Below are 18,841 nucleotides of genomic sequence, written 5' to 3'. Positions count from 1 at the left end.
ACGTTCGTGCTCTCGTCCGACCGCACGGGTGGCCGGTTCGGTCCGGGACCCCCGAGTCAGGCCGTGGCCTCGACGAGCCGCTTCATCCCGGGCTGGTCGGTCACGCAGCCCACCAGGCCGAGCGCCCGGGCCAGCGCCAGGTCGCGCTCGTCGTTGACGGTCCAGGCCATCACGTCGATGCCGGCGGCGCCGCACTTCTCCACGATGGCCCGGTTCAGCTGGCGCAGCTCCACGCTGACCAGGGTGGAACCGACCCTCTGGGCGCGGCCGACGAAGGTGTCGCGGTGCGCGCTGGGGCCCGCCACCAGCACGGTGCGGGCCTGCGGCAGCAGGTTGTGGATCTCGATCAGCGCCACGTCGTGGAACGAGAGCACCGAGACCCGGTCCAGCAGGTCGCGGTCGGTGAGCACCTTGGCCAGCGAACGGGCGGCGGCCACGTCCTTGATCTCCGCCTGGATCGGCAGCGTCGGCCCCACGGCGTCCAGCACCTCCCCGAACGTGGGGATGCGCTCGCCGAGGCCGGCGTCGAGCTTCTTGAGCTTGCGCAACTTCTGGTCGGCGATCGGACCCGAACCGTTCGTCGTGCGGTCCAGGGTCTCGTCGTGCATGACGACCAACTCGCCGTCCTTGCTCAGGTGCAGGTCCAGTTCGATGCCGTCCAGCCCCTCGCGTTCGGCCCGCAGGAAGGAGCGCAGGGTGTTCTCCGGCTCGGCGGCCATGACACCGCGGTGGCCGATGGTGAAGAAAGACACTCGGTTGCCGTCCTTGGGTGTGGTGGTGCGGGGGAGCCGCACGAGTGCCGTACCCCCCGCCGGGCAGCGGGCGACCGCCCGTCGAAGCGCCCAAGCCTAATGGGCCCGTCCGGCCACGCGTTCGGCCCGCCTGGACCACGCCGCCGACGCGCCCCGAGGCACAGAATTCAAGATCGCGCCCCGGGACCGAGAAGCCGTGAATCCCGGCCGCAGGTTGGCCGCACGGGCTGGTCAGAGGTGGGATGCCGCCGAATCAGGGTGAGACGGAGTGCATGCGGAAGGGGTGCCGCTCTGGAGAGTGGCACCCCTTCTGACCTGCAAGTCTCTGACCTGCGAAGCGGTGGGTGTGGGATTTGAACCCACGGTGGCTCGCGCCACGACGGTTTTCAAGACCGTTCCCTTAGGCCGCTCGGGCAACCCACCTCGCCCCGGTCCGCCTGGGGCGGGGCGGGACAAGCCTACCGGTCCCGGGCCGCGCTCGTCCGTGCCACCTGGCGCACCGTGCGGCTCAGTTGTCGCCGACGCGGGAGCCCAGGGTCACTTCCGCCGTGTGGGTGCTGCCGTTGCGCTGGTAGGTGATCGTCACCTTGTCGCCGGGCTTGTGGGTCCAGATCTCGCCGATCAGGGTCGGGCCGCTGTCGATCACCCTGTCGTCCAGCTTCGTGATCACATCGCCCGGCTTGAGGCCCGCCTTGTCCGCGGGGCCGCCTGACTCGACCGCGGAGGAGCCGTCCGTGCCCTGGTCGGTGATCTTCGCGCCGCCGGAGGAGTCGTCCAGCGAGACCGATGCGCCGATCTTCGCGTAGACCGGCTTGCCCGTGGCGATCAGCTGCTGGGCGACGTACTTCGCCTGGTCGATCGGGATCGCGAAGCCCAGGCCGATGGAACCGGACTGGCCGCTGCTGCCGAACCCGCTGTTGTTCGTCGACTGGATCGCCGAGTTGATGCCGATGACCGCGCCCTGGGCGTCCAGCAGAGGGCCGCCGGAGTTGCCCGGGTTGATCGAGGCGTCCGTCTGCAGGGCGCTCATGTAGGACGCCTTGCTGCCGGAGCTGCCGTCGCTGGAGGCCACCGGACGGTGCTTGGCGCTGATGATCCCCGAGGTCACCGTGTTCGACAGGCCGAAGGGCGCGCCGATGGCGATCGCCGGATCGCCGACCTCCACCTTGTCCGAATCGCCGAGGGCGAGCGGCTTGAGGTCCGACGGGGCGTTCTTGAGCTTGATGACGGCCACGTCGTAGCCCTGCGCGTGACCGATGATCTCGGCGTCGTACTTCTTGCCGTTCGGGAACGTCGCCGTGAGCTTGCCGCCGTCGACCGCGTCGGCGACCACGTGGTTGTTGGTGATGATGTGGCCCTGCTTGTCGAAGACGAAGCCCGTGCCGGTGCCGCCCTGGCCGTTGCTGGACTCGGCCTCGATGGTGACCGTGCTCGGCAGCGCCCTGGCGGCCACGGCGGCGACCGTGCCGTTGTCGTGCCTCACATCGCCGCCGCTGGTGGCCGCGGAGACCGTCGTGGAGCCGCTGGAGTCGTCGTCCTTGGCCAGCTGGTAACCGATGCCGCCACCGACACCGCCCGCGACCAGCGCGGCGACGAGGACCGCGGCGACCAGACCGCCCCGCCTGTTCTTCGGCTTCGGGGCGGGGTTCTCGTACGGGGCGCCCCAGGGGTCGCCCGCACCGGCGCCGCCCGCGTACGCGGGGGTGGCCGGCGGAGGCGGCCAGCCGGACTCGGGGGCGGAGGAGGCCACGGGGTGACCCGGTGGCACCGGCGGGAGCTGCGCGGTCGGCGCGCCCTCCGGCTGCGGCGCGCCCTCAGGCCTCGGCGGCTGCGGGGCGCCGTGTTCGAACGGCGCGCTCCCAGCGGGCTGAGTGCCCCCCGCGCCCGGGGTGCCTGCGGACGGCGCCTGCCCTTCGGGGGCCTGGCCCGGCGCGGAAGGGGGAGCGTCCACCGGCACGGGAGGTGCAGACGGGGCCGGGGGTACCGCAGTGCCCTCGTTCTCGGTGCTCACAGCTCTTCTCCTCGTTCCACGGCTGTCTTCTCGGTCGCACTCGGCCGCACTCGCACACCCACGCGCGGCGCCGGGCGCTCTCAGCTGTGCGTGTCCCTTTGTACGCCGTCCAGCTTTTCCCACCGGACGTCAGGGCACCATAAGCGGTGGCTGTGGGTCCGTGGCCATCCTTTATAACGGACCGGTGCGAACAAAAATCTGCATTCCCGACACCTCGCCGATTCCGTCACGTCGCCCTCGGGTCCCACGTGTACCCCTCGACGGTGGGACGATGACGCGGTGACCCACGCACGACAGCACCAGGTTCAGGTCGTCGCTCACCGCGGGGCCTCCGAGGACGCCCCTGAGCACACCCTCGCCGCGTACAAGAAGGCGATCGAGGACGGTGCCGACGCCCTCGAGTGCGATGTCCGGCTGACCGCGGACGGACACCTCGTCTGCGTCCACGACCGGCGCGTCAACCGTACGTCCAACGGGCGCGGCGCGGTCTCCGCCCTGGAACTCGCCGAGCTCGCCGCGCTGGACTTCGGCTCCTGGAAGAGGAGCGACGAGGAGCCCGACTGGGAGCACCGGCCGCAGGACCCCGAGGACACCTCGGTGCTCACCCTGGAACGACTGCTGGAACTCGTCGCCGACGCCGGGCGGCCCATCGACCTGGCCGTCGAGACCAAGCACCCCACACGCTGGGCGGGGCAGGTCGAGGAGCGGCTGCTGCTCCTGCTGAAGCGGTTCGGCCTGGACGCCCCGGAGTCCCCGGAGAAGTCGCCGGTACGGATCATGAGCTTCTCGGCGCGGTCGCTGCACCGCGTGCGGACGGCCTCGCCCACGCTTCCGACGGTGTACCTGCTGCAGTTCCTCTCGCCCCGGCTGCGGGACGGGCGGCTGCCGGCCGGTGTCCGGATCGCGGGGCCCTCGATGCGGATCGTGCGCACTCACCCGGCGTACATCCAGCGGCTGAAGCAGGCCGGCCACCAGGTGCACGTGTGGACGGTGAACGAGCCGGAGGACGTCGACCTCTGCCTGGAACTGGGCGTCGACGCCATCATCACCAACCGCCCGCGCGCGGTGCTGGACCGGCTCGGTCGCTGAGCGGGGTCGACCTCCGCCACGGAACGTTTCTCCCCGGGCCCCATATACGACGAAACCAGCCACGGCGATGACAGGGAGTGCACCGGCGCGTTCACTTCGTGTTCGATCGTGTCGAGTGCATCACTCGCCGTGTACGGACGGTTTCCGGCCCGGTCACGCGGGGCATTCACACCGTGGCGTGGGGCGAAGGAGGTCTCGGGGGTGGCGTTGGTGGTGGCACAGGAGGTGCCCACGTCGTCGAGCATGGCCGTACCCCATGGTCCTGCGGGCGTGGGGGAGGCAAGACACCGGATGCGCGATCAGTTGCGCACCGGTGGCATGTCGGAATCGGTCATCGACGATGCTGTATTGATCCTTTCGGAACTGCTCAGCAATGCGTGTCGGCACGGCAGACCACTCCGCGACAGCTTGACGGCAGACGGGGACGTGCGCGCCGCATGGCGTGTCGACACCTCCGGACGGCTCACGGTCGAGGTGACGGACGGGGGCGGCCCGACCCGTCCGGTTCCGGCGACCCCCTCGGTGACCGCGCACGGCGGCCGGGGGCTGAACATCATCAGGGCGCTGGCCAAGGACTGGGGCGTACGGGACGACGCCGACGGCGAGGTCACGGTCTGGGTCGTCGTCCAGGACGACACCGACTCGGCCCGCCGCAGCGAGGACTTCGCATCACGGGTCACGGCACCGGCCGTGTCCCAGATACCGGGCCTGGACTTCGAGGACGCGTTCGACGACCTGGACTGAGGCGGTCGGGGACGCGTACGACGACCAAGACCGAGGTGGTCGGGACGCGTACGACGACCAGGAGTGAACCGGTCCAGGGGGCGTTCGACGACCAGGAGTGAAGTGGTCCGGGTCGCGCTCCATGCCCCAGCGCCGACCGGTCCAGGACACCTTCGACGACCGCGACTCAGGCCGTCGGCGACCGGTCCGCCGACCCCGCGCCGCCCGGCAGCCACGCCCACCCGGCTCCGCACAGCCCGGCGCCGCACAGTCCGCTCCCCCGTCCAGCCCGAACCGGCGGACGCGCACAGTACGGGCCGTCGGCGAACCGCCGCATGCCCCCTCCCCACCCCCCGATCCGCGTACCGCCAGGTGGACCCTCCGGTGCGTTGTCCACAGGATCCCGTCGGGCGTCGTACGAGCGGCTAGGCTCGCGACCGTACGAAACGAGCCGTAACCGGGAGACACCCACGATGGCCAAGAAGCGACCCCAGACCCAGGCCAAGCGCCCGCAGCCCACGGACGGTGCCCGCGCCGATGGGGACGTCCCGGTCGTCGGCGGCCGGGAGCCCTGCCCCTGCGGCAGCGGCCGCCGCTACAAGGCCTGCCACGGCCGTGCCGCCGCGCACGCGGTGACCGAGCTGGTGCAGCGCCCGTTCGAAGGACTGCCCGACGAGTGCGACTGGGTCGCGCTGCGCGAGCTGGTGCCGGCGGCGACCGTCGAGCTGAAGCTCCGGGAGGAACTCCCCGAGGGCGTCCCCTCGGTCACGCTCGCCACGGTGCTGCCGATGGCATGGCCGGCGCTGCGCCGCGACGACGGCTCGATCCTGCTCGGCCTGCAGAACGACACGGCGTCGGGCGACATCAGCCGCGACCTCGCCGACACCCTCCAGCGCGCCCTCACCGCCGAGCCGGGCACCCCGGTCCAGGGCCGCCGGCCGCCCGCCGACGGCCCGCGCCTTCAGGACCTGCTGGACCCCGAGGGCCCCTTCGAGCCCGTCGTGCACAGCGGTTTCGAGTTCTGGGTCCCGGACGCGGAGAACACGACGCCGGAGGTGGCCGCCTCCCTGGAGCGGGCCAACGCCGCGGCGATCCCCACCGTCCGGCTGACCGGCGTGGACGCCGCGTACTGGTGCCAGACCCCCGAGAAGAACCACCTGCGGTGGGTCATGCCGCATCCGGAGGAGCGGCTTCTGGACGCTCTCGCACGGCTGCACGCGGCCGGCGGGTCGAGCCTCGGCGAGGGCACGCGCCTGGTCGGCTCCTTCCGGGCGCACGGGCTCACGGTGCCGGTCTGGGACCTGCCGAGCGACATGGGCGCGGAGGACGTGGAGAAGCCGGCGGCCGAGTTCGCCGAGCGTCTCGCGACCGCGCTGGCCTCCGACGCACCGCTCACCGCGGACGAGCGCCGGGCCCGCGGCGGGCTGACCAACCGCCAGGTGACCCTCAGCTGACGCGCAGCCCCGGCCCGGCCACACGGTCGGGCCGGGGCGGACGCCGGCCAGGAGTCCGACCTCAGGTGACTCCTGTCACAAGTCCCCGCTGCGACCGGCCAATCCGTGTCCGAATAGCCGAGATCGAATTTGCGAACCGCCGATCTCTTGTTACCGTTCCTGTAGCCCGGTTGCTGGTGCATCCCCCGTCGCCAGCAACCGGGTCTTTCCATGTACGGGTACGTGCGGCGCAACAGGCCGCGAGATCAACTCCCGTACGAAAGCGGGGAGTTACTGCCGTACGAGAGCGCAGAGTTACCGCTGACCAGATCGGTGAGTCCCTGCCGTACGGGATCAGTCAGTCACAGCCGAGGCCGGTGAGTCACTGCCGTACGAGATCGGTCAGTCACAGCCGGGACCCGCGAGTCACTGTCCGCTCGCGGCCGCCTGGTCGCTTCCCGAGCGCAGCAGCAGTGGTCCGCCCCCGTCGCTCGGGGAGAACTCCGCGACCGCCGAGTAGGCGCCCATGTCGCCCGCGACACGCTGCCGTGGCGTGTCACAGACCGCCGGGTCGTCCGCGGCGTCCACCGCGCAGTGCATCTCCACGCTGCGCCCGCCCGGCGCCATGAAGCTCAGGACCCCGGACAGTTTCTCGCCGGTGGCGTTGCGGTAGTAGGTGCGCGCCCAGGTGTCCCGCCCCTGCGTCAGCACACACGTCTGCGCCTCGATGCCGTCGCCGGAGGAGAGTTGGGGGCCGCAACGGGCGGCGGTGGCGAGGCCGAGACCCAGCAACCGGGGGCGGGAGGGGACCGCCCGCTTCCCGTCCTCGTGCGCGGGCGGGCGGAGCGCGGCGTGGTCCGCCTCGCCGACCGGTCCGGCGGACGCCACGGCGAGCGGGAGCGCGATGACGGCCGCCACCACGCCCAGGAGCGCGAGCAGCCGCTTCCTGCCGGACCGGGGCCGATCCTCGGCCCACGCGCCCGACTGCATCCCCCGTTTCCCCTGTCCCCCAGGACGAATCAGCATGAGGCCGAAGATATCGGCCGATCACGGGCGCCCGGTCCGTCGCGCGCCCGACACCCTCAGAACTCGGGCGCGCTCACACCCGTACGAGTGAGGACGTCCACGACCGCGTCCACCACGGCCTCGACGTCGGGCACCCAGGGGGAGGCCGAGCCGGGCAGCGGCGCCCGCTCCCAGCGGATGGCACCGTGGCCGGTCTCGGACGGGGGCAGTGCCAGATAGCCGCCCTCGCCGTGGAAGCGCAGCGAGCCGGGGACGAAGTCCTTGGCGTACAGCAACTCGCCGAGCTGCTCCATGGAGTACGGCTTCACGAGGATCGCCCAGCGGTGCGGCGCCGCCACGACCGGGCCGAGGCGCATGCCCTTCCGGTCGAGCGCAGTCAGGGCGCGCGAGGCGGCGAGGGCGGGCAGGCTCACCGCGCAGGGGGCCTGGCCCCCGGTGGCCAGCACGATCGGCGCGGACGGCCGGTTGGTCCACCACCAGCGAACCATGCGCTCGTCGGTGGTGGCCGCGAGCAGCCCGGGGTCGAACGGGTGTGCGCCGGGCACTGTGCACTCCGGGTCGGGACACCCGCAGCGGGCACGCCCCTGCGGGTCCGGTGCCACACCCGGGAGTACGGGCCACTGCCATTCGGTCGCGAAGGTCAGGGCCGCGCTGATCAACTCAGGCGTCCCGTCGTTCCGCCTGGACAGGAGCCTGCGTCGCCTTCCGAGGATCTCGCGCATGAGCGCTCGTTCCTTTCCGTTGCACGCCGGCAACACCGAGGGCCATCACGTCATGTGTCGATCATGGTCGATCACTTCACTGTGCGTACCTGCTGGCGCATCACACCCCTGTCCTGGACAAGGGGAACCCCTATGGGCCGAGCGTTGGCTGCGTCCGCGTCCATACTGCGCCCACGACAAGCATGGGCATGGCGTGGGGTGGCGACGCCTGGCGTTTTACCGTCCCGCTCTTACTCGCCGCCTCCGCCACGGGAGGATGGGGCTCGGCCGTCGGTGGTTATGACGCCCGGTTGCGGTGCCAGGTTCCGGGTGGCCGCCAACCACCCCTGGCCTTCACCGAGTACGTACCCATCACGACCGTTGTGACGCTCCGTTGAACAAGGCCAGTCGACCGCAATACGACGGTCCTTGAGGCTATTTTAAGCCAACTTTGCTGTGCTGTAAGGGGGGAGAACCTGCATCCCGGACACCAGGAATCCCAGCAGGACAATGCTGGACATCCCCTCCTGAGTGCGTGTACATGTGGAGCCACCGCTAGCGGCGCAGATTGACATGGGGGTTTGCGATGCTATCGAGCGATACGCTCCGGCCCGAAAGCCGGACGACATGAACGCCCCTCACCCTCCGAAAGTGGCCGGAATCGATTCAACGGTTCCCCCGCCCACCCACACTGTCGCGCCGACGCCTGCCGCCACGGAAGCCCCCTCGGCCGCCCTCTCCGCCTCCACCGGCCCTTCCGGCGCCGGAGCGCTCCTCCAGGACCGGCTCGCCGGCTGGGTCTCCGATCTGACGACCCTCCACGAACTGACCGAACGCCTGGCCCGCACCGGCTCCCTCGCCGAAGCGCTCCAGGAAACGCTGCGCGCCGGAGCCGCCCTGGTGGGTGCCCGGCGCGGTCTCGTCGTACTCGAACCGCGCGACGGGCTCGGCCCGGACACCACGATCGGCCTGGGCCTGGGCCGCGCCGACCTCGGGCACATCGAGACCGTGCCGCGCAGCTCCCTGTCGTACGGCAGGATCCTCGACGGGTTGCCGGGCGGGGAGCGCGGGATCGCCCAACCCGACCTGTTCTCCGAGGACGGGCTCGACCCCCGCCACCGCGATGTGGCCGCCCGCCTCGGCTACGCCGCGAGCTACGCCCTCCCCCTGTCCACCGAGGCCGCCGGCCGCCTCGGCGCCGCCGTCTGGCTCTACGACGAACCGGCCGAGCCGGTCGAACGCCAGCGCCACCTCGTCGGTCTGTACGCCCGCTACGCCACCGAGCACCTGGCCCGCATGGTGGAGATCGAGCGCACACGCGCGTGCATGGCGACGATCACCGAGGAGCTCCTGCCCGCCCGGCTGCCCCGCATCCCCGGCGTCCAGCTCGCCGCCCGCCGCCGCACGAGCCCGCGCGGAGGCGGCGACTGGTACGACGCGCTGGCGCTGCCCGACGCCGCGCTCGGCCTCGCCGTCGGGTCCGTCACCGGTTCGGGGCCGGGCGCGGTCGCCGCGACGGGCCGGCTGCGGGCCTCCCTGCGCGCGTACGCCGTGATGGAGGGCGAGGACCCGGTGGCGGTCCTCTCCGATCTGGAGCTGCTGCTGAGACTCACCGAGCCCGCCCGCTCGGCCACCGCCCTGTTCGCGTACTGCGAGCCAGCGCTGCGCAAACTGACGCTCGCCGGGGCGGGGCACAGCCCGCCGCTGGTGATCGGCCCCAGACGCACCGAGTTCGTGGAGACCTCGCTGTCGGCGCCCCTGGGCATGCTGGCCTGCTGGGAGGCACCGAGCATCGAACTGACCGCGGAGCCCGGCGAGACCGTGCTGCTCTACACCGACGGTCTGCTCCAGCGCACCGGCGACCCCATGGACCGCGCCTTCGCCCGGCTGCACGCGGCGGCCACGAGCGTGCCGAGGGCGCTGCGCATCGACCCGGGAGCGGTCGCCGACCACATCCTGCGGACGGTGCTCCCGGACGGGCTCGGCGAGGCCGACAGCACGGAGGACGTGGTGCTGCTGGCGGCCCGCTTCGAGTGAGCCGCCGGCCACGCCGGGTGACGGTCTCTTCCTGCCCGGGCCCCCTTCTGTACGACCGTACGATGGGGGTGGCCCAGTGCCGTATCCAAGGAGGATGACCGTGGCGGACGAGCTCACGCCTGAAACGACGGAGACCCCGGAGCTTCAGGACGAGACCGAAGAGCCGATCAAGCAGCGCAAGAACGGCCTGTACCCGGGTGTGTCCGACGAGCTGGCCGAGAACATGAAGTCGGGCTGGGCCGACACCGAGCTGCGCGACCTGAAGCCGATCGCCCAGGCCGCCGAGACCGCCGCCCGCCGCGCCGCGCTGTCCGCGCGCTTCCCGGGCGAGCGTCTGGTGATCCCCGCGGGCAACCTGAAGACCCGCTCGAACGACACGGAGTACCCCTTCCGCGCCTCCGTCGAGTACGCGTACCTCACCGGCAACCAGACCGAGGACGGCGTCCTGGTCCTGGAGCCGACCTCCGACGGCCACCGCGCGACCCTCTATCTGCTGCCCCGCTCCGACCGGGAGAACGGCGAGTTCTGGCTCTCCGGCCAGGGCGAGCTGTGGGTGGGCCGCCGCCACTCGCTCACCGAGGCGGAGAAGCTGTACGGCATCCCGGCCTCGGACGTGCGCAAGCTGCCCCAGAGGCTGAAGGAGGCCACCGGCCCGGTCCGCGTGGTGCGCGGGTACGACGCGGGCATCGAGACCGCGCTGCACGACAAGGTCACCGCCGAGCGGGACGACGAGCTGCGGGTCTTCCTCTCCGAGATGCGCCTGGTCAAGGACGCGTTCGAGATCGGCGAGCTGCAGAAGGCGGTCGACTCCACCGTGCGCGGCTTCGAGGACGTGGTGAAGGTCCTCGACAAGGCGGAGGCGACCTCCGAGCGTTACATCGAGGGCACGTTCTTCCTCCGCGCGCGCGTGGAGGGCAACGACGTGGGCTACGGCACCATCGCCGCGGCCGGACCGCACGCCTGCACGCTCCACTGGGTGCGCAACGACGGCCCGGTCCGCTCGGGTGACCTGCTCCTGCTGGACGCGGGCGTCGAGACGCACACGTACTACACCGCCGACGTCACGCGGACCCTGCCGATCAACGGCCGCTTCAGCGAGATCCAGAAGAAGATCTACGACGCGGTGTACGAGTCCCAGGAGGCCGGTATCGCGGCGGTGAAGCCGGGCGCCAAGTACCGCGACTTCCACGACGCCGCGCAGCGCGTGCTCGCCGAGCGGCTCGTCGAGTGGGGCCTCGTCGAGGGCCCGGTGGAGCGGGTCCTGGAGCTGGGCCTGCAGCGCCGCTGGACCCTGCACGGCACGGGCCACATGCTCGGCATGGACGTCCACGACTGCGCGGCCGCGCGGACCGAGACCTACGTGGAGGGCGTCCTGGAGCCCGGCATGGTGCTCACGGTGGAGCCGGGCCTGTACTTCCAGGCGGACGATCTGACCGTCCCGGAGGAGTACCGCGGCATCGGCGTCCGCATCGAGGACGACATCCTGGTCACCGAGGACGGCAACCGGAACCTCTCGGCGGGCCTGCCGCGCCGCTCCGACGAGGTCGAGCAGTGGATGGCGTCCCTGAAGGGCTGACACGCGAACCGACCCGCGAGCGTCGGGTGCGAAGGGCCGGGTACCGCTGAGGTGGCCGGCCCTTCGTATGAGGTCCGGGGTCCCTCGCCCCGGTTCCGCGGTCACGGCGGGTGAGACGGGGAACGGCGACAGAGGTGGTGAACTCCGGCCTCTTGGCGTCGAGTTCGTCGATCATGGGCTCGTGCGGCGGCGGCAGGTCCCGGCCGTGAAGAACTCCACGCAGCACGGTCCGGCAGGGCACTACACCGCCATCAGCGGAGAGTCGTTGCGCCACTTGAGGATCTTGTCGAAGCTCACCACCGCGCCACCCCGCCCCGGCTTGTTGCCGATGTGCACATGGTCGGCGAGTTCCTCGATGAGACCCAGGCCGCGACCGTGCTCGGCGTCCGCGCGCACCGGGCGGGTCACCGTACGAGGTCTGCCGGCGGGGAAACCCGGGCCGGAGTCGGCGACTTCGATGCGGCACTTCTCGCCGTCGAGGTAGGCCGTGACCCGGTACGCCTCCGACACACCGCCGTTCGCGGTGTCGCCCCCGTGCTCGACCGCGTTGGCGCAGGCCTCGCTCAGGGCGACGGAGAGATCGTAGGAGATGTCCGGATCGACGCCCGCCGTCTCCATCGTGCCCAGCAGGAGCCGTCGGGCGAGCGGCACGCTCGCAGCTTCGCGCCGCAGATGGAGTGACCACCAGATGCTCATGCTCCAGCCTCCTGGCCGCGGCTCGACATACCGTTACGTATTGCCACGCCTGCCGGGGGGCAATCGCCCGATTGTCGACTTCCCGCCCGTTCGGCGGATGCGCCGGGGCGAGGGTCGGGTGTATGCGCGGACGGCTCGAGGAGAGGCCACCAGAACGTGATCTTCTGGATCACTGTTCTGATTACCACATTTACGTCATCTTGCGGACCTGCCGTACGGCCCCGCCGAGGCCAGTGGGATGATGAGGCCGCCATGAGTGCCCCCCACCCGCGCACGGCGCGCACCGGATGCGATCTCCGGATTCTGCGGGCCGCGGTGTTCGCCGCGGTCTGCGTCGTGCTGGCCGCGGCCGGGCACGGGCTGGCCTCCTGCGCCACGGTCCCGCTGTGGACGCTGGGCGCCGGCCTGCTCGGCATGTTCGCCGTCGCCGCCCTGCTCGCCGGGCGGGAGCGCTCGCTGCCGGGCATCGCGGCGCTCCTCGCGGTGGGCCAGGTCGTGCTGCACACGCTGTTCGGGCTCGGGCAGCACTCCGGCGCCATGGCGTCCAAGGCGATGTCCACGGCCGACGCCGCACTCGTGGCCCGGGCCGCGCACCTGATGTGCGGCGCCACCGCGGCGACGATCTCCCCGGCACACGCCCAGAAGATCCTCTCCGACGCGCGGCTCGCCACGGCGGCGGACACGGCCGCCGCGCACCACCCGGCCGACGTCCTGTCGGCCTCCGGCTCGTGGTGGTCGGTCCTGCCGTCCCTGCCCATGCTGCTCGGGCACGTCCTCGCGGCCGTCGCCGCCGGGTGGGTGCTGCGCCGCGGGGACATGGCGCTGCTGCGGCTCATGCAGCTCTCGGCGCACGGGGCCGCGGAGGGGGCGCTCGTACGATCCCTGCGCTCGGCGTTCGCCCTCGCGCGCGCCCTCCTGGCCGGGCTCCCCGGCGCGCCCGACGCGGGGCCGCGCGCCCCGCGCACCGCCTTCCTGCTGCCGCCGAAGCCGCGGACGACCATGCTGCAGCACACGGTGATCCGGCGCGGACCGCCCTCCTCCACTCCGTTCGTCCTCGCTGCCTGACGCGACCGCGCCGCTCCACCCGCCCGTACGGGAGAGGCCGCCGTCGCGCGGCACGCGCGCGTGCCCACAAAGAGGAACCGGCCACGGCCGCATCACCCCTGCGCACGCACATCTCTCCTCGTCAACGACTCTCACTCGAAGTGGAGTGGTCTCAAGCCATGAAGGCCATCAAGGGTTCCCTGAAGGGCTCCCGCATCGCCGTCGCCGGTGCCGCCGCCGCATCGGCCGTCCTCGTCCTGTCCGCGCCCGCCTTCGCGCACGTGACCGTGCAGCCGGAGGGTCAGGCCGCCAAGGGCGGTTACGCGGTCGTCGACTTCAAGGTCCCGAACGAGCGGGACGACGCCTCGACCACCAAGCTCGAGGTCAGTCTCCCGACCGACCACCCGCTGGCCTCGGTGATGCCCCAGCCGGTCGACGGCTGGAAGGTGCAGGTCACCAAGTCCAAGCTCGCCAAGCCGCTCACAATGCACGGCCGGCAGATCAACGAGGCCGTCTCCAAGGTCACCTGGACCGCCACCGGCAAGGGCATCGAGCCGGGCTACTTCCAGAAGTTCCCGCTTTCGCTCGGCCAGTTGCCCGAGGACACCGGCCGGCTCGTCTTCAAGGCCCTCCAGACGTACTCCGACAACGAGGTGGTGCGCTGGATCGAGCCGCAGAAGGAGGGTCAGGACGAGCCCGAGAAGCCCGCCCCGGTGCTCGAGCTGGCCTCCGCCTCCTCCTCCGGCCACCACGGCTCCACGGCCGAGGACGCCTCCGACACCACGTCGCCCGCCAAGGACACCGCCGCCGACACCTCCTCCGGCGGCACCGACACCACCGCCCGGGTCCTCGGCGTCGTCGGCATCGCCGTCGGCGCGGCGGGCGTGGCGTACGGCGTCCTGGCCGGCCGCCGACGCACCACCGACGCCTGAGCTCCATCCCGCCTCCGGGCACGCGCAGGGGTCGTACGAAGCGCGGTGACGCGACACGTACGGCCCCGGCGCACCCGTAAGCACTGACATCTGGGACATTTCTCCATGCGCACCAAGAAGACGTTCGCAGCGGCCGCGCTCCTGGCCACCGCCGCGCTCACCCTCACCGCCTGCGGGTCCGGCGACAGCGGCGACAAGCCGGTCGCCGTCGTCTCCGCGGAGCCCGGCTCCGACAAGGCCGGAACGGTGCTGGACCAGCCGTTCGAGAAGCCGGACCTCGTCCTCACCGACACCCACGGCAAGAAGTACGACCTCCGCGCGCAGACCAAGGACAAGCCGACGCTGATCTACTTCGGCTACACCCACTGCCCCGACGTCTGCCCGCTGACGATGAACAACCTCGCCGTCGCCAAGAAGGAGGTGGACAAGAGCAAGCAGCTGACCCAGGCGCAGAAGGACTCGCTGCGGATCGTCTTCGTCACCACCGACCCGGAGCGCGACACCCCCTCGGCACTCGGCACTTGGCTCAAGGGCATCGACCCCTCCATCGTGGGCCTGACCGGCGACTTCTCCACCATCCAGGCCGGCGCCCGCACCCTCGGCATCAGCATCGAGCCGCCGAAGAAGGACAAGGACGGCCAGATCGTCTCCACCCACGGCACCCAGGTCATCGCGTTCTCGCCGAAGACCGACGGGGGTTACGTGGTCTACGGCCAGGACGCCACCGTCGACGACTACATCCGCGACATACCCAAGATCATCAAGGGGGAGAACCCGTGAACCGCCGCCTCGGCGGGCCCGCTGCGATGCTGGCGGCGGGGATGGTCCTCGCCGGCTGCGGCGGGCTGGTGCTCGTCGGCTGCGGCGACTCGGGCGGCTCCTCCGCCAAGCCGGAACTGAAGGTCACCGGCGCATACATGCCCCAGCCCGTCACCGCCGACATGGCGGCCGGCTTCTTCACCGTCACCAACTCCGGTGGCTCCGACACCCTCACCTCCGTCACCAGCGGTCTCGCCGGCGACATCACGCTGCACTCCACCCAGGGCGGCGCGATGGAGGAGGAGAAGTCGTTCGCCGTGCCCGCGCACGGCGAGCTGGACTTCACCAGCGGTGGCAACCACCTCATGTTCGAAAAGCTCAGCCACAAGCCGAAACAGGGCGACAAGGTGTCCGTACAGCTGCACTTCGCGAAGTCCGGAACGGTCACCGTCGAGATGCCCGTGAAGCCGGCGACGTACAACCCGAAGACCGGCCACTGAGGGAGGCATCACCGTGACGCAGGCCATCGCTCCCGGCGGGCGCGCCGTCCCGAGCACCATCCATACGGCGTCCCGGCGCACGGTCCGCATCCGCGCGGCCCGCCTGCTGCTGACGCTGCTGCTCGCCGTCGCAGGCGGGCTGTTCACCGGGGCCGCACCCGCCTCCGCGCACGCCGCGCTGCTCGGCAGCGACCCCGCGCAGGGAGTGGTGGTCGACAAGGCGCCCACCCAGGTCACGCTCACCTTCTCCGAGCAGGTCGCGTTCTCCGACAGCTCGCTGCGCGTCCTCGACCCCCGGGGGCAGCGCGTCGACACCGGGAAGCCGACCGACCTCAGCGGCACGACCTACGGCGTGCAGCTGCGGCCGGGGCTCCCGGGCGGCACCTATACCGTCACCTACCAGGTGGTGTCCGCCGACAGCCACCCCGTCTCCGGAGCCTTCACCTTCTCCGTCGGCGCCCCCTCCGCGACCACGGTCTCCGCCTCCGGTCCGACCGTGGGCGGCGGGGTCGTCGGCACCCTCTACGGGATCGGGCGGTACGTCTCCTACGCCGGGTACATCGTGCTGATCGGCGGAGCGGCCTTCGTGCTCGCCTGCTGGCAGCGGGGCGCCGGGGTGCGGGCCGTGCAGCGGCTCGTCGTCTCCGGGTGGGTGGCGCTCACCTCGGCCACCCTCGCGCTGCTGCTCCTGCGCGGCTCGTACACCGGCTCGGGCAAGGTCGCCGACATCTTCGACCTGTCCCTGATCGGGCAGGTGCTGCAGACCAAGGCGGGGGCGGCGCTGGTGTCCCGGCTGCTGCTGCTCGCGGCCGGGGCGCTGTTCATCGCGGTGCTGTTCGGGGCCTACGTGAGGCGGGACGCGGAGGATGCGGCCGCCGAGGTGGATGCCGGGGAGGGCGCCCCCGATGAGGATGCCGAGGAGGGCGCAGTCGACCCGTCCGCCGAGAAGCGGGACCTCACCTTCGGGCTCGCCATCGGCGGAACCGTGATCGCGGCGGGGCTCGCGGCGACCTGGGCGATGGCCGAACACGCCTCGACCGGCATCCAGACCGGCATCGCGATGCCCGTCGACGTCCTGCACCTGCTGGCGGTCGCCGCCTGGCTGGGCGGCCTCGCCACGCTGCTCGTCGCGCTGTACCGGGCGCCGTCGATCGGGGCGACAGCCGTACGGCGCTTCTCGCGCCTCGCGTTCGGCAGCGTCGTGACACTGGCCGCGACCGGGGTCTACCAGTCCTGGCGCCAGGTCGGCTCCTGGTCGGCGCTGACCGGGACGACGTACGGGCAGCTGCTGCTCGTGAAGGTCGGCCTGGTCGCCGTCCTCATCGGGATCGCGTGGATCTCACGGCGGTGGACGGCGCGGCTGGCGGACGCCGCGGCCGACGTCGCGGAGGACACGGCCCAGAAGAAGCGGGCGACGGTCGCGGCGCAGACGTCGGCGTCGGCATCCGCATCCGCATCCGCATCGCCATCAACATCGACATCGACATCGACATCGGCATCGGCATCGGCATCGGCATCGGCTGAGCAGATGCCGGTCGACCAGACGTCTGCCAAGGCCAGCGGGCCGGAAGTCTCCCGCGCGGAAGGCGCCACCCGTCCGGCCGGAGCGCCCGGCAAGGCGTCCGCGGGGTCCGGTGACTCCGAGCGTGCCGCCCAGCTCGCCCGGCAGCGGGCCGCCGTGGCCGCCGCACGCGCCAAGCGGGTCCGGGACGCCGACCCCGTCCGTACCGGGCTGCGGCGCTCCGTCCTCGCCGAGGCGGCGGTCGCCGTCGTCCTGCTCGCCGTCACCACCGCGCTGACCACCACGGAACCCGGGCGCACGGAAGAGGCGGCCAAGGCGGTCACCGCCTCCTCCGCATCGCAGCGCTCCGGGTCCCTGTCGCTGAAGATCCCCTTCGACACGGGCGGCCAGGACGGCAAGGGCACCGTGCGGCTCACCCTCGACCCGGCCCGCGTCGGCGGCAACGTGCTGCACGTCTATGTGACGCGCCCGAACGGCAAGGCCTTCGACGTCCCGGAGGTGAAGGTCGCCTTCACGCTTCAGGCCAAGGACATCGGACCGCTGCCGATCGCGCCCGACCACGTCGCCACCGGCCACTGGTCGGCGAGCGGTGTCCAGATCCCCATGGCGGGCGACTGGAAGATCGAGGTGACCGTGCGGACCTCCGACATCGACCAAGTGACCGTGAACAAGAACGCGCAGATCGGCTGAACCCCACGATGGCTGACCAGTCCACCGACACCACCACCCCCATAGCGGCCATCACACGGCGACGGCTCCTCGGCACCGCGGGCGCCACCGGCCTCGCGCTCGGGGCCGCGGGCGGGGCCGCCGGATACGCCGCCGCGCCCGCCGAGAAGAGCGCTCCGCTGACCTCGCTGGGCGCGGACCGGGTGATGTTTCACGGGAAACATCAGCCCGGCATCACCGACGCCCTCCAGTCCCGCGGCCATCTCGTCGCCTTCGACCTGGCGGCGGGCGCCGGCCGCAAGGAGGCCGCCGCGCTGCTGCGCCGCTGGTCCACCACCGCCGAGCGGCTGATGGCGGGCGAACCGGCCGCGCACGACGACACCGACGTCGCCCGTGACGCCGGCCCCTCCTCCCTGACGATCACCTTCGGCTTCGGACACAGCTTCTTCTCCCGCACCGGACTGGAGAATCAGCGCCCGGACGCCCTGGACCCGCTGCCCGACTTCTCCTCCGACCACCTCGACAAGTCCCGCAGCGAGGGCGATCTGTGGGTGCAGATCGGTGCCAACGACGCGCTCGTCGCCTTCCACGCCCTGCGCGCGATCCAGAAGGACGCGGGCGGCGCGGCCCGGCTGCGCTGGCAGATGAACGGCTTCAACCGCTCGCCGGGCGCGACCGCGCACCCCATGACCGCCCGCAACCTCATGGGCCAGATCGACGGCACCCGCAACCCCAAACCCGGCGACGCCGACTTCGACCAGCGCGTCTTCGTGCCCGCGTCCGGCGACCCGGCGTGGATGGCGAACGGCTCCTACGCCGTCGTACGCCGCATCCGCATGCTCCTCGACGACTGGGAGAAGCTCTCGCTCAAGGCCCAGGAGGAGGTCATAGGCCGCCGCAAGTCCGACGGGGCACCGCTCAGCGGCGGCACCGAGACCACCGAGATGGACCTGGAGAAGACCGGCGCCGACGGCAAGCTGGTCGTCCCGATCAACGCCCACGCACGGATCACCCGGCCCGACCAGAACGGGGGCGCGGCGATGCTCCGCCGCCCGTTCTCCTACCACGACGGTTTCGACGCGGACGGGACACCGGACGCGGGCCTGCTCTTCATCTGCTGGCAGGCGGATCCGCTGCGCGGATTCGTGACCGTGCAGCGCAAGCTCGACCGGGGGGACGCGCTGTCGCAGTTCATCCGCCACGAGGCGAGCGGCCTGTTCGCGGTGCCGGGCGGCGCGGCGAAGGGGGAGTACGTCGGACAGCGACTGCTGGAGGGATAGGGCCTGTCATCCTCGGATCAGGTCGGCCGGGGCAGGCCCTCGATGGGGTGCCCTTTCCCCAGGTGCGAGCCGAGCGGCGGCACGGCGCATT

The 18,841-nt window shown here is 71.7% G+C and carries 16 protein-coding genes and 1 tRNA gene; 11 read left to right on the top strand and 6 right to left on the bottom strand.

The genetic code is table 11. The features are described 5' to 3' along the window. Window positions 1-56: 56 nt before the first annotated feature. The 3 genes from ACIRC0_RS18830 to ACIRC0_RS18820 all read right to left on the bottom strand — a co-directional run bounded on the left by ACIRC0_RS18830 (window position 57) and on the right by ACIRC0_RS18820 (window position 2,763). Entirely contained in the window at window positions 57-752 is a 696-nt protein-coding gene (locus tag ACIRC0_RS18830; RefSeq protein WP_403617248.1) for a glycerophosphodiester phosphodiesterase, read from the bottom strand. 338 nt (window positions 753-1,090) lie between these two features. Beyond that, window positions 1,091-1,175, bottom strand: a tRNA-Ser gene (locus tag ACIRC0_RS18825). Window positions 1,176-1,260: 85 nt separating this feature from the next. Then, window positions 1,261-2,763 carry a trypsin-like peptidase domain-containing protein gene (locus ACIRC0_RS18820; RefSeq protein ID WP_403617247.1) on the bottom strand — a complete coding sequence of 501 codons (1,503 nt, stop codon included), beginning with the start codon at window positions 2,761-2,763 and terminating at the stop codon, window positions 1,261-1,263. 279 nt (window positions 2,764-3,042) lie between these two features. Between ACIRC0_RS18820 and ACIRC0_RS18815 the strand changes: the two genes are divergently transcribed. The 3 genes from ACIRC0_RS18815 to ACIRC0_RS18805 all read left to right on the top strand — a co-directional run bounded on the left by ACIRC0_RS18815 (window position 3,043) and on the right by ACIRC0_RS18805 (window position 6,029). Next, complete coding sequence (locus tag ACIRC0_RS18815) at window positions 3,043-3,852, top strand: glycerophosphodiester phosphodiesterase (RefSeq protein WP_403617246.1); 810 nt, start codon at window positions 3,043-3,045, stop codon at window positions 3,850-3,852. A 201-nt stretch (window positions 3,853-4,053) separates the two neighbouring features. After that, the gene (locus tag ACIRC0_RS18810; RefSeq protein WP_403617245.1) at window positions 4,054-4,596 is read left to right on the top strand and encodes an ATP-binding protein; all 543 of its coding nucleotides are present in this window, start codon (window positions 4,054-4,056) and stop codon (window positions 4,594-4,596) included. Between the two features lie 452 nt (window positions 4,597-5,048). Continuing rightward, the gene (locus tag ACIRC0_RS18805) at window positions 5,049-6,029 is read left to right on the top strand and encodes a DUF5926 family protein (protein WP_366025222.1); all 981 of its coding nucleotides are present in this window, start codon (window positions 5,049-5,051) and stop codon (window positions 6,027-6,029) included. Between the two features lie 405 nt (window positions 6,030-6,434). Here ACIRC0_RS18805 and ACIRC0_RS18800 read toward each other — a convergent pair whose 3' ends face one another. Together ACIRC0_RS18800 and ACIRC0_RS18795 are read right to left on the bottom strand one after the other, a co-directional pair. Then, a complete protein-coding gene (locus ACIRC0_RS18800) occupies window positions 6,435-6,998 on the bottom strand; it encodes a hypothetical protein (protein WP_403617364.1) in 564 nt (187 codons plus the stop codon). Window positions 6,999-7,090: 92 nt separating this feature from the next. Next, the gene (locus tag ACIRC0_RS18795) at window positions 7,091-7,756 is read right to left on the bottom strand and encodes a bifunctional DNA primase/polymerase (protein WP_403617244.1); all 666 of its coding nucleotides are present in this window, start codon (window positions 7,754-7,756) and stop codon (window positions 7,091-7,093) included. Between the two features lie 552 nt (window positions 7,757-8,308). Here ACIRC0_RS18795 and ACIRC0_RS18790 point away from each other — a divergent pair. Next, window positions 8,309-9,772 carry a PP2C family protein-serine/threonine phosphatase gene (locus ACIRC0_RS18790; protein ID WP_403617243.1) on the top strand — a complete coding sequence of 488 codons (1,464 nt, stop codon included), beginning with the start codon at window positions 8,309-8,311 and terminating at the stop codon, window positions 9,770-9,772. 94 nt (window positions 9,773-9,866) lie between these two features. Next, a complete protein-coding gene (locus ACIRC0_RS18785; protein ID WP_403617242.1) occupies window positions 9,867-11,348 on the top strand; it encodes an aminopeptidase P family protein in 1,482 nt (493 codons plus the stop codon). A 240-nt stretch (window positions 11,349-11,588) separates the two neighbouring features. On the opposite strand, the gene ACIRC0_RS18780 is transcribed toward ACIRC0_RS18785, so the two are convergent. Next, the gene (locus ACIRC0_RS18780) at window positions 11,589-12,044 is read right to left on the bottom strand and encodes an ATP-binding protein (protein WP_366025227.1); all 456 of its coding nucleotides are present in this window, start codon (window positions 12,042-12,044) and stop codon (window positions 11,589-11,591) included. Between the two features lie 252 nt (window positions 12,045-12,296). Between ACIRC0_RS18780 and ACIRC0_RS18775 the strand changes: the two genes are divergently transcribed. From ACIRC0_RS18775 to efeB, 6 genes are all read left to right on the top strand, one after another. Next, the gene (locus ACIRC0_RS18775; RefSeq protein ID WP_403617241.1) at window positions 12,297-13,109 is read left to right on the top strand and encodes a hypothetical protein; all 813 of its coding nucleotides are present in this window, start codon (window positions 12,297-12,299) and stop codon (window positions 13,107-13,109) included. A 158-nt stretch (window positions 13,110-13,267) separates the two neighbouring features. Continuing rightward, window positions 13,268-14,020, top strand: coding sequence for a YcnI family protein (locus ACIRC0_RS18770; protein ID WP_403617240.1), 753 nt, complete (start codon window positions 13,268-13,270; stop codon window positions 14,018-14,020). A gap of 105 nt (window positions 14,021-14,125) precedes the next feature. Continuing rightward, a complete protein-coding gene (locus ACIRC0_RS18765) occupies window positions 14,126-14,800 on the top strand; it encodes an SCO family protein (RefSeq protein ID WP_403617239.1) in 675 nt (224 codons plus the stop codon). A 26-nt stretch (window positions 14,801-14,826) separates the two neighbouring features. Beyond that, window positions 14,827-15,279 carry a copper chaperone PCu(A)C gene (locus tag ACIRC0_RS18760; RefSeq protein WP_403617363.1) on the top strand — a complete coding sequence of 151 codons (453 nt, stop codon included), beginning with the start codon at window positions 14,827-14,829 and terminating at the stop codon, window positions 15,277-15,279. Window positions 15,280-15,337: 58 nt separating this feature from the next. After that, on the top strand, window positions 15,338-17,491 hold the full coding sequence (locus tag ACIRC0_RS18755; protein WP_403617362.1) for a copper resistance protein CopC: 2,154 nt from the start codon (window positions 15,338-15,340) through the stop codon (window positions 17,489-17,491). An 8-nt stretch (window positions 17,492-17,499) separates the two neighbouring features. Beyond that, window positions 17,500-18,750 (top strand): iron uptake transporter deferrochelatase/peroxidase subunit, encoded by a 1,251-nt coding sequence (efeB, locus tag ACIRC0_RS18750; protein WP_403617238.1) that lies wholly within the window; start codon window positions 17,500-17,502, stop codon window positions 18,748-18,750. Window positions 18,751-18,841: the final 91 nt, after the last annotated feature.

The organism is Streptomyces sp. NPDC093984 (genome assembly GCF_044764595.1).
Classification (GTDB): domain Bacteria; phylum Actinomycetota; class Actinomycetes; order Streptomycetales; family Streptomycetaceae; genus Streptomyces; species Streptomyces cynarae.
This window is presented reverse-complemented; position numbering and strand designations above follow the sequence as displayed.